Below are 14,949 nucleotides of genomic sequence, written 5' to 3'. Positions count from 1 at the left end.
CCATGATTTCATTCCCTTCGAAGCAGCCACAAGTTCAGACGACGATTTTTACCAAAATGTCCGCGATGGCGCTCGAACATGGGGCCTTAAATCTTTCCCAAGGTTTTCCGGGTTTTGACTGCGCTCCAGCACTTCAAGAACTAGTGCAACATTATTCTAAAGGGCATAATCAATATGCCCCCATGGCCGGCGTTCCCGCTTTGCGTCAATCGCTTGCGGCGAAAACGTCCTCTTTTTATGAAATTCCAGTTGATGCAGATTCGGAGGTTACTATTGTTTCTGGCGCGACCGAAGCTATCTTTTCAGCTATTCATTGCTGCGTTTCGCCAGGAGATGAAGTCATCCTATTCGACCCGAGTTATGATGCGTATGACCCCATCGTTCGATTAGCTGGAGGTATTCCGATTCATATTCCGTTGAAAGCCTCAAACAATTTTGCCATTGATTGGTCTTCCGTTGCTGCGAAAATTACGCCTCGAACGAGAGCGATTATGGTCAATAGTCCGCATAATCCGACGGGGGCAGTTTGGTCTATGGCAGATTTAGATGCCTTTGCAGAAGTGGTCAAAGGGACCGACATTTTGATTGTATCCGACGAGGTATATGAGCACATCGTTTTTGATGGTGCGCAGCACGCGAGTGTTTTATTGCATCCAGAATTACGCGCACGGAGTTTTGTGTGCGGGTCTTTTGGCAAAACCTACCACATCACGGGTTGGAAAATAGGTTATTGCATTGCCCCTTCGTTCTTGACATCTGAATTTAGAAAACTCCACCAGTGGGTCACATTTTCAAGCGCAACTCCCTTGCAATATGCCTTAGCAGATTACCTAAAAGAGCCTGCCCATTACCTCGGTTTATCAGATTTTTACCAAAAAAAGCGTGACCTTTTCGCCTCCCAATTCGCGGGAAGTGCCTGGAAAGTCCTACCGAGTGCCGGAAGTTTCTTCCAATGTCTTGATTATTCTGCCATCTCAAACGAGAAGGATGTGGATCTAGCCGATCGACTAACCCGCGAAATCAAAGTAGCCTCCATTCCTGTTTCCGTTTTCTATGAAACCGATCCAGGTGATAAAATCTTACGATTCTGCTTCGCGAAGGAGGATGATATGCTGCTAGAGGCAGCAAAGCGCTTAGTAAAGCTGTCTTAAATTATCAGTTTATTGGTTATTTATAATCACCTCCGTTAATATCCAAAAAACAATCCTACATTTACCTCGGCCTTAGTGATCAAAAGGCACATCTGTTCCCCCCCCCCTCATATTCTCCCCTATAAATTCCTTATTGGATTCCATAGGCTATTGCTAACCACTAGATGAATAATAAGGTATGTCGTTTTATCATAACTACATAGGAACGTTAACTATTCCTACAACAGAAAAAGAGGCGCTTTTAGATGCTAAAATGCTATCTGAGCACCACCTATATCTAAACTTGATTCATTACCTCTCACCTGCTTTCCCTCAGGTGACTCAGGCTCAAGTAGAAACCCTATCATTAAGCAGTTACCTCTACTTTAGGTTTCTGATCAGTTTAGATCAATTGATTGATACCTCGCGTTTCTCTTTAGATGAAATGCGACTCGGATTTGAATTCTACGAAAAAGCCATGCGCGGGCTTGCCCTACTTTATCCGGAGAAGAGCCCCTTTTGGGAGCTCTTTAGCAACCTAAAAAAATCCTATTACGCTACGCTCGCGTCAGAAAAAAAAGGTTCGAGACAGAAAGGGGAAATCACCCAAGCAAATTTTCAGGAAATTGCAATAGGAAAGTCTTCGATGAGCTTTGCCGCTGTATTTGCACTCGAGTGCTTACAGGATTCGCAGACAAATCACGATCTATTAATTGACTGCATTAAACAACTCCACGTAGGCTTACAATATATAGATGATATCGATGACTTTAAAGTCGATTTCAAAGAGGGACAATGGACGTACCCTATGTATTTAACACAAGAATACTTAAAAGAAAATGGACTTATCGTTCAGGATCCTATTCTTCTACATAAGTATTTATATATATCAGGAATAGCACAAAAAAACATGAAATTAGCGGTAACACATTTTGAAAAAAGTGCACATTTGGCAGCTTCAGCAGGTCTTCCCTTATTTGTTAGCTTTCTAGAAAAACAAGTGAGTAAGTATCAATTTCACTTACAAGAAATAGAGAATCTGTTCTTAAAAACACAGATGAAAGCAGAGAAAAGCTTTAAGTTGATGGAAGAAAACTCGCTACATTCGGCTATTCAGTCCGCCCTCAGCTACTTGGAGAATAACATCAATGCCTCCTTTGAATGGACTGATTTTCTAACATCTGCTGGTCAAAGTACCACCTGGACCAGTTCCTATGTAGGAATGATGCTCGCCGAGGTAAACAGCGATCACCCCTTATTAAAATCCGTCCTAAAAAGAGTGAATTCACTCTCTTCTAACGCATTTAATGATTCCAGTATACCAGACGGTGATACGACTAGTTTCCTCCTTGGCTTTAAACAAACATGCGGAATTTATCTAGATCCGAATTTGATTTCTAAATGGCATGAATTCATGGACGAGGATGGCGGATGGGTCACCTACCGGGATCAAGAAGCCTTGCGCCTTAAACTCGAATTACCAGAAGATATCTCCCTTAAAGGCTGGACTAGTTCTCATGCCTGCGTTACTGCAGCTGCTGCTTATTTGTTAGCTAAGATCCCTTCCCTAAGATTGGACTATGAAATAAGCTGTCTGCATCTAGCAACGCTTTTGGAGAATAAAAACAGATGGTCCTCCTATTGGTGGACGAGCGACATCTATGCGACGTCCTTTGCCATGCAAGCATTATCGCATCATCCAGAATTTAAGCAAATCTGTGAAGTACCCGCACTTTGGCTGGTAGGGGAACAACACTCAAGTGGTTGCTGGCCTAATCCAACGACAAATGAGTCTACAGCTTTTTACACCGCAATGGCCATAAAGTCATTGATTGCCTATGATGCAACGAGCTTTCAAGATTCAATAGCCAAGGGAGTAGAGTGGTTGCTAACCCATCAGACACTAGATGGCAGCTGGGAAACAAATCGAATTTTAAGAATTCCGGCCACGGATGTGATGGATCTCTCTACTATTACACATTGGAGAAAAAGCTCCTTTGGGGTTAATTGTCTAGTAGATGATCACAACCGAGTTTTTACAACGAGCACCGTGTTAAATGCTTTGCATCATTATTCAACTGTAACATGCTTCTAAGAGAAAACATACAAATAAAGCCTTTTGATGTAAGGCGAAATGTCCTTCAGGTAGATGAAAATAGGCATTTTTTACTGAATCAAGCGACTTCAGACTTAGTAGAAATTCTGTCCTCCACCACTAGTTTAGTGGAGGCGCATAAATCATTTAATACCGTATTTAACTATTCCCTTTCATATGGAGCTTTCACGGATTTAATTGATAAGAAATTAGGGGGATATCGCATTTTAAAGAAGGATGCAGTCTCCCTAAAACCTGGCATCCAGTACACCTATTTAAAACTTAAACTCCCTTTACTTAGCGCAAGAATAGCACAGCTTTTATCAATACCACTTCAGCCTTTTTTCACACTTCGGGTATTTTGGTTTTCGATAGAGGGAATATCCTTGTTCTTAGTAGGTATGGTGCTTGGTTTCGCATGGCCAAAGATAAGCCAAGTCAATTACCTCACCTTGATGTTCTTGATTTACCCCACTATGCTTATCCACGAGCTGGGGCATATTGCGGCTTGTGCAAAAGCTAAGTTGAAACATGGCGGGATAGGTTTTGGGTTTTACTTCGTATTGCCGGTCATGTACGCTGAAATCACGAACATCTGGATGGGGAATAAGGAACAACGAATCATTGCAAACCTAGGAGGCATATTTGCTGAACTGCTTTATGCTGGGGTGCTGGGCATCATTTACCTTCTTTTTCAATCAGAGGTCTGCTTATTCGCCTGCATGTCAATTAGCACCTTTGTCCTTTGGGAGTTCAATCCATTCGTTCGTTTCGATGGCTATTGGTTGCTGTCCGATCTAACGAATACGCCGAACTTAGTAGTTAAATCCAAGCGCGTTCTTATTAAGGTATTTAGTAAAACCACATTCCATCAGTGGAAAGCAAATAAGTTCAAAATAAGCGCGAGTGGTCAGGCAATTTTTCTATTGGGGTATGGTTTTATCAACACCTTCTTCATTTTACTTCTTTTAGGTTATACGTTCATCACCTATCAGAATGAGATTATTCAATTCCCCATTTCAATCTATCAAATTCTATTAAAAATAAGTCGCTGGGATCTAGACATCCAGGATATAAATGGCGCGCTGCTTTCCATTCTACTATTTTATATCCTTAGCATTCGATATCTAATCATTCAATATAAATCACTAATCAAATGATCTGAAGACCTCCCAAAACTTGCTTTAAAGGGTCAGCAAAAATGGGATTAATTAGACCCTCTAACCATTAATAACACTTATTATGAAAGCTGTAAAAAACAGTATTGCCCCAGAATTAATTGCTCTATTCGAAGTAGAAGAATTAGAGGAGCGTCTCGAAAACAAGTGGACTATGTCCACTAGCGCTACAACAAATCAAAACGGAACGACCGTAACTGTTGGGGCCAGTGTCCAATTTGAATAGACGCTTAAATGGAGGAGAGCCTGTGCACTCCTCCATTTTAACTAAATTTTATGTCCTCCCTACTAACATAATCCTATGACAAAGTATATTAACACCTTCCTTATTCTAACTATTCTCTCATTTACCTGTGCAGCACAAACTACCATTACAGGGCGAATTATTGATGCAGAAACAGGCGAAAAAATAGCGTTTGCTTCCATTTCTACAAATCAGGCAAGTACCTTAACGAATGAAGAGGGGAACTTTACATTTCAGGTGAAAGAACTTCCCATTGATTTAGTAATATCCCATCTTAATTATGGTAAATCCATTCTGCAAATAGAGGAGAATAGAGATCAAACCATTCGTTTGAAGGCCATTCCCATACTGCTTCCAGAAGTACAAATTGGGAACTATGCACGGGAATTAGTTTCTCATGCCGCCCAAAAATTGATGGATAATTTTCATCTAAAATTTTATGGGAAAGCCATCTTTAGGCAGAGCACTCAGATCGACGATTTAACCAGTGAATGGCAAGAGATCATTTATGCGACTAAATCTAGCAATAGTCGTTTAGAAGGGACTAGCGTCATCAAGGGTCGATATGCTGCACAAGATGCTATTTATAAATTTGATGACTTCTCCTATTTTACAAAGGCCTATGGACTCATCGATGTAGATACAAATAGGCATGCCGTTGTCACCTTGAATGGAAGTGATCGATATCACTATAGCGTAAGAAATCTTAGAAAAGAAGGTGAAAGAGAAATAGCTGAAATCCGCTACATCAGTAAGTCACCTGAACGTTACAATAATTCCAATGGAACCCTTTTTATCGATACAGACTCCTATGATATTATCAAATTTGCCTTTGAAACCTATTCAGATTTGGGATTGAAAATGAAAAACAAACACCCGCTTTGGAACATGAAAATGGTTAATCCGAAATTTCAATTTGAAATGAGCTTTAAAGATTTTGCCGGTAGTCGGGTGATAGAGTATCTGAAAGTGAAGTATAATTTTGACTACCACTTAAAAAAAGAAATTCACCCTATACAAGTTTCTACTTTGACCTATCTCTACGAAATGAGTACCCAGGTAAACAATATACCGTATGAAAAAGCCCATTCCGGTGGAAACGATAGAGATGCCATTAAAAAATTTGCCTATGATCCTGAGTTTTGGAAAAGAAATGCGGTCTTTGAACGTACACCCGAGGAAAACAAAGCGATTAAAGACCTGGAAAGGAAAGGGTCTTTTGGGAATGCGATGGGAATGAAGAAAGACTAAATCTATACTTATGGAAAACTTAATAATAACCTTGATCTTGCTAACAACTGTTATAGCCAATGTACTGACAATCATTGACATCAATAAACAAGGAGAGATGAAGAAACAGGCTAAATTAAATTTGTATTTTATGGTATTTTACCTGCCCTTAATTGGACCAGTATTATATTATTCGATATTAAGAAAAAAATACTCCTCTTAATTCAAATACTTTAGCGCAATCTCTTCTCCTATCTGTTCTAAAATCTCTGTAGCGCGTGCCACTGAATCTTTCAGATCTTTAGCTCGAGATGAGATGGTAAAGACTTCATTTTCATCTAGGAAAATGGGGAAATTTGTAGAGCTTTCAAAGGCGCCAGAGACTAAAATCGTTTGTTTGAAGACTTTGTCGCAGCGTTTAATGACTTCGGAAACTACTTTGCCACCCCAGGTAGAGGAGTCAATCTTCCCTTCACCGGTAATAATGTAATCTGCTTTTAGAAGAGCCCGGTTAAAGTGAACTTTGTCCATTAACCAGCTAGAGCCTGGTACAATTTTAGCTTGTAAGAAATAACGAGCCCCCGCACCTAGACCGCCAGCTGCACCTGCGCCGGGTTCAGAGGCGATAGATCCTAAAAAAGAAGTGATATTATTTAGACCTTTGTCTAATTGTTTAATTATTGTGGGTGTGGCGCCTTTTTGTGCAGCAAAAACGTGAGCTGCGCCAGTAGGCCCCGCAAGCGGATTCTCCACGTCAGTGACCACCATGAAGTTGCACGAGGGTAATTCAAAAGCAGTAATAGAAGCTACCTGAATCAAATTTTTTCCTGTTGGGGATAATTCATTTCCTTCGCCGTCTAAAAATTTCCACCCTAAAGCGGCGGCCATGCCGATTCCTGCATCATTCGTAGCGGAGCCACCAATGGTGAGGATGATTTGGGTGGCGCCGCGAGCGAGGGCATCCTTAACAAGAATTCCGGTTCCAAAGGTGGTTGTTTTTAATGGGTTTCGTTCTTTTGCGCTTAGTAAGACAAGACCAGAGGCGCGAGCCATTTCGATGTAAGCTGTTTTTTGATCCGCTAACCATAAATAGTCCGCTTGAATGGGACGCATTAAAGGATCGAAAGTATCAACCGTGATCCAAGTGCCGCCGTGTAATTGCTGTATCACTTCGAGTGTTCCTTCTCCGCCGTCAGCGAGGGGCATTTTAGTGAAAATGGTTTTGGGACGACGCTTCTTAATCCCCTTTTCTAAGGCTTCACAAACTTGTGAGGCGCTCAGCGAACCTTTGAACTTATCAGGAGATATTAAAACGTGCACGGCTTTGAATTTATGTCGCAATTTACCGACAATTCCTTAAATTTAAAGCATGAGAATTTTCGCGACACTTGCCTTATTGCTATTCATTTCCATTTCATGTACGAATCAGCCAGATTTAACTGGATTTGATGTGGAAGCATTTAAAAAGGATCGCGGATGCTGCGCCGGGACAAGAGAGAAACAAATTGATTGGTTGAAAACACATAAAATGACCTGGAAGGGGGTGAGTTCGAATGATTTGGAAGACATCCTAGGAAAGCCCGATATACAACAATTAGCTGATCGCAATCAGGAGTACTATGTGTATTATTTAGAGAAAGGCCCACAATGTGATAACATGAAAAGCTCCTCATCTGCGCGCACGATGGCTTTTCGCTTCAGTGCAATGGGCTTAACAACCGAAATAACATTTCAACAAGGATTGCCTTGATACAACCCTGAATCCATCGAAAGATAAAAAGAGTGGCCCGCATTTATCTCAGGGGATAAATCGCGGGCCACTCTTTTGTTTCAATGCTCCATAAATAATGTTTTCTATTTTCTCCTGAAAGTCGCCATGTGAATTAGGCGTATGTTGTGACATTATTAAGACGATCATTTTCTCTTTAGGGTCAGCCCAATAGGCCGTGCCATAATAGCCGCCCCAGGAGAAAGATCCCTTACTGCGCATATTGCGATTAGCTGATTTCTCCCCTACAAGCAAAAATCCTAAACCAAAGGAGTCATCCCCAAATGGGAAGTTAGGGCTAACCATCAATTCCGCTGTACGACGGCCGATGATCTGCTTGCCGTTGTATTTACCACCATTAAGGATGCATTGCAAAAAGATGGCGTAATCGAATGCCGTAGAGGAAAGGCCCGCCCCTCCTGAGAAAAACGACTTTTTCGCCAAAGGATAATTCGGGTTAATTCCGCGGAAAGTAGGTGACCAAGTGATGATTTGGTTTTGCTCATTCTCCGTATAAACGGTAGGCAAGCGAGAGCCTTTATCTGCAGGAAGGTTAAAATACGTATCCTTCATGCCTAAAGGAATAAAAATGTGATTCGTTAAATAGGCCTCCAAAGTCTCGCCACTAATCACTTCAATCAAACAACCTAAAACATCCGTATTCAATCCATACGTAAAGCGATCCCCTGGATTGTGGATCAATGGTAAGGTTCCTAATTTCGTGATGGCTTGTAAAAGGGTCGTCCCGTTATCACCAAGGCCAGAAGGAATCCCTGCTTTCGAATAGATGGCCTTCATGTTATCTGATCCTATACCTGCATAATCTATCCCTGATGAGTGGGTTAACAAATCCCGGAAAGTGATTTCGCGTTTCGCTGGTTCTGTCGTATAGGTCGTGTCTGCTGCCTTGAAATCCTTTAACACGCGAGGGGATTTGAAGGAGGGGATAAAGTCTGAGATAGGTTGATCTAATCGCAATTTACCTTGCTCGAATAATTGCAAGATGCCTAGGCTCGTTAAAGCTTTCGTCTGAGACATGATGCGGAAAATGGCGTCTGCTGGCATGGGTTTTTTGCTGGCCAAATCCGCGTAGCCATGTCCCTTGTAATGCACCAATTGGTTATTCTTAACGATCAATGTCACTACTCCCACTAAGTGGTTTTTCTCCACATAAGACTTAAGTAAAGCGTCCACTGCTTCCAGTTTTTTTGCGTCAAAATCAGCAGATGGCTGAACCACCGGCGACAATACTTGCGCAGCTAAAGAGAGCGGAAGTAAAAAAAGGATAAGTAATTTTTTCATTCGTCGGTTTTAATTTTAGAGTTAAAGGGCAGGTTTATTTGATAGGCAAATGATTGATCTTTATCGTTTTCAAGTACGTCTAAACCGTATTTGATTTTCTCCATCGGGGTAGCGTCAAAAGTGCCAAAAAGGCGATCCCAAAAAGCAAAGATATTCCCGTAGTTCGAGTCCGTCTGCGGGCGCTCAAAGTGGTGGTGAACCTTGTGCATGTTAGGGGAGATGATGACATATGAAAGAGCTGTGTCTAACCAAAGCGGCAGACGAATATTCGCGTGATTGAACTGAGAAAGTACGACGCTGAGGCTTTGGTACAAAAAAACAATCCACATCGGTGCGCCACAAACCAAAATCGCTAAAATAGCGAAAACGGCACGGATCACACTTTCTCCTGGATGGTGGCGATTCGCCGTGGTGGTGTCGACCTGAGTATCCGCATGATGTACCATATGGAATTTCCAAAGTACCTTCACCTTATGCTCAATCCAATGCACTAAATAGGCTCCCACCAGATCCATCAGCAATAATCCCACGATCAAAAAGGCCCAGCTGGGTAATTCGACCCAATGTAAAATTCCGAAATGCGCCTTCGCCGTCCAGTCGCTAGCTGCGACTAAAAGGACCGCAAAAGGGAAATTAATGGCGATGGTGGTGAAGGTAAAAAAGAGATTCAAAAGGGCATGAGCCCCTTTTTTATACCCAAATTTCACTAGTGGAATCCCGGATTCAATCAGCCAAAACAGGGTGATCCCTCCGGCTAAAATCAAGGCGCGGTGTGCGCTGGGAATGGTAGCAAAATACGATTCAATCATTTTCTTCTTTTTAAATAGATAAGCTAGGCCCTAGTTTATAAATTTAGAAAGAAATTATTTAATTAGTTTAATTTCTACCCGGCGATTTAAACTCATGCCCGCTTTGGTTTGGTTCGAGGCTGTAGGCTTGGTTTCGCCAAAGGCACTAATCTTCATTCGATTCGCTTTTATTCCTTGATCTTTAAAGAATTTAGCTACTCCGTCTGCCCTGTATTTGGATACCTTTTGGTTGTTTTGTGTTGAACCAAAATTATCCGAATGCCCCATTATTTCCACTTTTGATTCTGGATATTCGCCCATAAGTGAAACGATCTTATGTAGCGTAGACATCGACGTTTCTTGTATCTCCCAGCGATTTGTCATATACAAAATGATGGTTAATGAACTAGAGGTAAACCGTTCCACTTTCTGCCTTTCTGCTGCGGCTTCTCTCTGGGTGGCTGCGATAGCCTCCGATTTAGCCTCGGCTGCCGCTTTTTCTTGTTGGGCTAATTTTAAATCCGCCTCCTCTTTTGCCTTGGTCTTCGCAAGAGCCTCCGCCTTAGCTTGCTCATCCGCCTTTTGAGCGGCAGCTTGCTGAGCCGCTTGTTGTGCTCTGGCCTTTGCAAGGTCATCTTCCGCTGCTTTTTTAGCTGCCTCTTGCTTCTTCGCCTTACTATCGCCTAGATGATAAACAAGACCAAAAGAGGTGCTATTATTCGTTCCACGTACAGATCCAATCGCGACACCACCTTCCGTGGATTGCGCCATCGGTATGGCTAAATTTGTCTGGGCAATCAAGGACCATTTATCTGTGATCTTTACCCCTACGCCTAGGCCTCCTTCGGCATTCAATTCATACGCGTTTCCCGGGAACCCCACATCACGCCTAGCTGAGGCATTTGCGCCTACTTGAACAAAAGGATTCAGGATACCTGAATTCCCCCTCGATAACACAAAATAGCGCATGTTAGCGCCTGCAGAAATGTGCTTACTATCCCAAATTCCAGGATTCGTGAAATCTCCTTTAAAGCCAGCAAGCGTGGTTAAAACGATGGCTAATTTCGAAGATTTATAGGAAGTATATTGAAGACCAAGATTGGTAAACGAGGTATTTTCGTCTTTAGTGCTTAGTCGATTCTTCGTCCAACTTTGGGAGGGACCACCTAGGATGGCAATGGATTTTTCGCTTTCTTGACCTAATAATGAACCACTGACCAATAGAAATCCGACTATAATTTTTTTCATATATTCTCTACTTTACGAAATAGAACCAGGTATTTGAGTTATTAATTCGTCGAAAATTAGAGAGTTTCACTCACATCCATCAAATGATGTTGTTCGGAAATTAAAATATAGAACAACTTTATAAAAAAAGGGAGCCGTTTGCGCGGCCCCCTAAATGCTTACTTTACTAGACTAATTTCCACTCTTCGATTTAGCTTTCTTCCTTCCGGCGTTTTATTGGTTGCTGCAGGTCTTGTTTCTCCATGAGCAATCGCAATAATTCTTCTTTCAGGTATGCCGTAACGGTATAAATAACGCAAGACTTTCATGGCACGAATGCGGGAAATTTTCAAGTTATTTCGGAAAGTCCCCTCGTTATCCGAGTGTCCCTCCACCTTGATTTTCACTTCTGGTCTTGCCTTCATGCTGGAGATAATGCGGTTTAATTTCCCCTTCGTTTCTGGCATTAATTGCCCACTGTTACTGATGTAAAGGATGATGGTCTTAGAGAAGGCTTCATCAGAAATGTCGACCGATTTTTTCTCCTTCGGAGCGACAACTTCTTTCGCCACTGGTTTTTCGACTGGCGCAGGAACGGAAGCCTGAGCCACTGGTTTTTCTACCGGCTTAGGAGCGCTATTCTCCTGTACGATAGGGGGCGCCTCCATTGGGATAGGCTCTTTCTCCTTTTTAATTTGTTCCGCTAAAGGCAACTTCTTTCTCACCTTCACCACTGGAGCTGCTGCTGCTTTTTCCTCTTCTTTCTTCTGAGCTAATGCTTGCGCCTCAGCTTTTAGTTTTAAAATTTCCGCTTCTGCTTCTGCCTTTGCTTTCGCGATAGCTGCTTCTGCCTCCGCTTTTGCTTTTAGAATGGCTTCTTCTTTGGCTTTCAAATCATCTTGGATTTTCTTCTCTGCTGCGATTTTAGCCAAACGTAGATTTTCTTCTGCTTGTGCCTTCTCGCGGACGGTATTGACAGAATCGCGTACAAATGCATTGCGTTTCGCAATAGCTGCTGCCTTCGCTGCTTTCTTTTTAGGTCCTAGGTAGTTAAAGTGGTAGACAACACCTACAGAAACGGTGGTATTTAGGCCCCTTGCTTTGGCAATATTGAATTCCGATTCATTGATTTGAACCATGGGAATCGACAAATTTGTTTGGGCTAAAAGGGAAAAGTTTTGATACACCGGTACGTCAATACCGATACCACCCAAGGCATGTAATTCATAGGCATACCCCTGGAAGCCCACGTCTTTGCGAATCATGCCTTCCGCTCCTACTTGGTAAAAGGGATTGACCTTGTGCTTTTTGTTTGGATTCAAGACAAATGAGCGCAAAGCGGCAGAACCAGTTAAAAATTTACTGTTCCAAGTGGATCCACCTTGAAAACCCGTCAATCCAGTAAAGGCTACATCCCATTTTGATGATTTGCGTAACGAATATTGAAACCCCAAGTTAGTCAGTGATCTGAATTCGTTTGTATTCGTGGAACGGTCTACAGTCCACAAGTCCGTCACGCCGCCTAGCATGCCGAATGACTTTTCGCTTTCTTGGCCGAACAAGTTGCCGCATATTAATAGAAAACCTAGTACTAATTTTTTCATCTTTTTTTATTTACAATTTTGTGCGATCGCCGCAGCAGCATCAGGATATGATTTTAATTGAGCACGCTGAAAACTAGCACAAGCCTCTGGTTTTTTTCCTAACGATAATTGAGACATGCCGCCAAAGTACGCTGATTTGCCGGTATTATTCCCGGGGTGTTGTTCGGATTTGGCAAAATAGATCAAACTTTCTGCAAACATTCGCCCAGCATAATAGCAGATCCCTGCATTTTCTATGTGAGTAAAATTGCCTGGATCTAACTGCGCTAAATCAATGTAAGCCTTAGCTGCCTGAGCGTATTTGCCTTTCACAAATAAGCTATTCCCTTTCGCTGTTAACGATTGTAGATTCGTGTTGCCTCCCATTAAAAGAGCCTGTGTTGAATTTAAAATCGCCGTATCAACAGGAAACTTTTTTAAGGTCTGGTTTAATTGTGCCAAAAGCGTTTTGTCTGTCCCACGCTTCACCTCAAACATCCCTAATAGGTATTGATTCCAGGTTACAGCATTGTCATTATTTACGTCCAAAGAAACCTGAAGTGCACGCTTAATCTCATTCGTATCCTTCAACTTAGCCGACGTAAAAATCATATTCTTATAATAGCTGGACGCACGTGGCCAGGCATCAAAGGCACGTTTAGCATAATAATGTGCCGAATCAATCTTGTTCTGAGCCGCATAAATAGAAGTCCGCAAGAAGTCATTATAATGCAGGTATGGATTGTCTTTTTCGCTTTCGTCCAAGGCGCGCAAGGCATCTGCCCAGCGTTTATCCCGGATATAATAGCGAGAAAGCATCGCCTTCATGGGTAAAGTAGACGAAGAAAGATTCGGAATGTCTGGCAGCTTTTCCACGTCGATGGTGGCCATTTTCGGGTCAGAATTCACTTCACCCATCACGAATTTTTGGATCTTTAAGGACTCAAAGGTTTCATTTGCGATGTAAATGGATGGGGCTAATAGTGCGACACCTATGACAAGGTAGGCGATGGGTAAGGCGCGTAGATTGAAGGAGGTTTTGTCCAAAGGAATCAACACTAAGGCCGCCGCCAGCGACAGCATCGTTTGCATCGCCGTTCGCTCTGCTGGGAAGTTCAACAGGGCATCTACACCGTAGCACGTAACAGCTAAAAAGGCGATGATGACCATGAGTTCATCGCCGCGTTTTTGGTTTAAAAACTGAACCGTATAATAGAGCAACAGCAGGAACAATCCGGCGAAACAAAGCCCGCCTATCAAACCCAAATCCGCGAACATCTCGAGGAAATCATTGTGTGCGTGGTAGGGAACAAACAGCTCATTTGCTCTTTCTCGCTCATACGGTATCGAAGCTAATTTCCAGTTGCCATAGCCGGCCCCTAGAAGTGGATTATGGACAGAGTAATCAATGGCGGTTCCCCAGAGGTGAAGACGAGAATTTTGTTCGCTGGCAATATTGATATCACCGATACGCTTTGTTACGGTTCCATATCCTCCCGTACTTTCTTGCCCAGCTACCGCTAATTTCAATCGCATATTCGCCGCGAATATCGCAATAATAGCAGGAAGTAAAACAAAAAAAAGCGCCGGTTTTAAAGCGGATTTTTGCTTCCAAATGAGTCCCGCAAAAAACAAAACTATGATCAATGCAAAGCCCACATAGGTGGAACGCGTGTTCATTAAAAAAAGCGCAAACACCCCCATGGAAAGGGTGATGATACCGGCGATTTTACCTAGCCATTTGGCAGACATAATCACATACATCGCAAACGGAATCAATATTAAAAGCGTCGCCGCCGTAACGTTCTTATTCCCGTGGTATTTGTTCAAGCCTAAAATAGCCGCGTCTAAATTCATCGTGCGCAGATTCGCCGAGAAAGTTTTCAAAACGTAAATGGAATCGAAAAATAAATACGCGGTAATGGCATATGCAATCCCCGTAAAAAGAAACGTGCGGTCTTGGTTATAATACAGAATCGAGAGATTCAAAAAGACGAAATAAGTGGTGATCAAGCGGGCCAAAGTCACCAACGTCTCCGTGGGATTAATCGCATACACATACGAGCCTATCGCCCAAAAAACCAACAGCGAAAACACCCAGGTAAACTTGAAGGAAAGTACATGTTTTATCGCCTCCTCATAAACTTTATACCGTAGCGCAATAAAGGCCACCATCGCTAAACTCAAGCTGCTCGAATACAACCACTGCGCACCCATCACATCAGATCCGCCCATGTCTGGGATGAAGTAAACGGCCAGGTAGAGGACGCTGGCTAAAATCGCGATGAAGGAGGAGAGTGTGGGTTTCATGGTGCAATTTAATAATTTATATCTTTCAACGTTTATCTATGACTTTAGAATGATTCAACAGAAAAATGCATTAAATATATTTTCAAAGAGCTTA

Annotated in this window: 12 protein-coding genes; 6 read left to right on the top strand and 6 right to left on the bottom strand. The window is 42.4% G+C overall.

All coding sequences use genetic code 11. The features are described from left to right. The first annotated feature begins 2 nt into the window (after positions 1-2). From ACRZ9O_RS09895 to ACRZ9O_RS09875, 5 genes are all read left to right on the top strand, one after another. Entirely contained in the window at positions 3-1,151 is a 1,149-nt protein-coding gene (locus ACRZ9O_RS09895; RefSeq protein WP_459458745.1) for a methionine aminotransferase, read from the top strand. A 178-nt stretch (positions 1,152-1,329) separates the two neighbouring features. Next, positions 1,330-3,225, top strand: coding sequence for a prenyltransferase/squalene oxidase repeat-containing protein (locus ACRZ9O_RS09890; protein WP_459458743.1), 1,896 nt, complete (start codon positions 1,330-1,332; stop codon positions 3,223-3,225). Further along, a complete protein-coding gene (locus tag ACRZ9O_RS09885; RefSeq protein ID WP_459458741.1) occupies positions 3,216-4,385 on the top strand; it encodes a hypothetical protein in 1,170 nt (389 codons plus the stop codon). The genes ACRZ9O_RS09890 and ACRZ9O_RS09885 overlap by 10 nt, the downstream gene beginning before the upstream one ends. Before the next feature lie 82 nt (positions 4,386-4,467). Further along, complete coding sequence (locus tag ACRZ9O_RS09880; protein ID WP_459458739.1) at positions 4,468-4,629, top strand: hypothetical protein; 162 nt, start codon at positions 4,468-4,470, stop codon at positions 4,627-4,629. A gap of 75 nt (positions 4,630-4,704) precedes the next feature. Further along, positions 4,705-5,898 (top strand): carboxypeptidase-like regulatory domain-containing protein, encoded by a 1,194-nt coding sequence (locus ACRZ9O_RS09875; RefSeq protein WP_459458737.1) that lies wholly within the window; start codon positions 4,705-4,707, stop codon positions 5,896-5,898. Positions 5,899-6,096: 198 nt separating this feature from the next. Here the strand turns inward: ACRZ9O_RS09875 and ACRZ9O_RS09870 are convergent, their stop codons facing one another. Then, positions 6,097-7,197, bottom strand: coding sequence for a glycerate kinase (locus ACRZ9O_RS09870; protein ID WP_459458735.1), 1,101 nt, complete (start codon positions 7,195-7,197; stop codon positions 6,097-6,099). Between the two features lie 49 nt (positions 7,198-7,246). Between ACRZ9O_RS09870 and ACRZ9O_RS09865 the strand changes: the two genes are divergently transcribed. After that, positions 7,247-7,627, top strand: coding sequence for a hypothetical protein (locus tag ACRZ9O_RS09865; protein ID WP_459458733.1), 381 nt, complete (start codon positions 7,247-7,249; stop codon positions 7,625-7,627). A gap of 48 nt (positions 7,628-7,675) precedes the next feature. Here the strand turns inward: ACRZ9O_RS09865 and ACRZ9O_RS09860 are convergent, their stop codons facing one another. From ACRZ9O_RS09860 to ACRZ9O_RS09840, 5 genes are all read right to left on the bottom strand, one after another. Next, on the bottom strand, positions 7,676-8,947 hold the full coding sequence (locus tag ACRZ9O_RS09860) for a serine hydrolase domain-containing protein (protein WP_459458731.1): 1,272 nt from the start codon (positions 8,945-8,947) through the stop codon (positions 7,676-7,678). Further along, positions 8,944-9,756 carry a sterol desaturase family protein gene (locus ACRZ9O_RS09855; RefSeq protein WP_459458729.1) on the bottom strand — a complete coding sequence of 271 codons (813 nt, stop codon included), beginning with the start codon at positions 9,754-9,756 and terminating at the stop codon, positions 8,944-8,946. Before ACRZ9O_RS09855 ends, ACRZ9O_RS09860 begins: the two co-directional genes overlap by 4 nt. Before the next feature lie 54 nt (positions 9,757-9,810). Then, complete coding sequence (locus tag ACRZ9O_RS09850) at positions 9,811-10,983, bottom strand: OmpA family protein (protein ID WP_459458727.1); 1,173 nt, start codon at positions 10,981-10,983, stop codon at positions 9,811-9,813. Between the two features lie 158 nt (positions 10,984-11,141). Next, positions 11,142-12,566 (bottom strand): OmpA family protein, encoded by a 1,425-nt coding sequence (locus tag ACRZ9O_RS09845; RefSeq protein WP_459458725.1) that lies wholly within the window; start codon positions 12,564-12,566, stop codon positions 11,142-11,144. Between the two features lie 6 nt (positions 12,567-12,572). Then, positions 12,573-14,855 carry an O-antigen ligase family protein gene (locus tag ACRZ9O_RS09840; RefSeq protein WP_459458723.1) on the bottom strand — a complete coding sequence of 761 codons (2,283 nt, stop codon included), beginning with the start codon at positions 14,853-14,855 and terminating at the stop codon, positions 12,573-12,575. Positions 14,856-14,949: the final 94 nt, after the last annotated feature.

The sequence above is a fragment of the Aquirufa sp. HETE-40SA genome (assembly GCF_054558635.1).
This window is presented reverse-complemented; position numbering and strand designations above follow the sequence as displayed.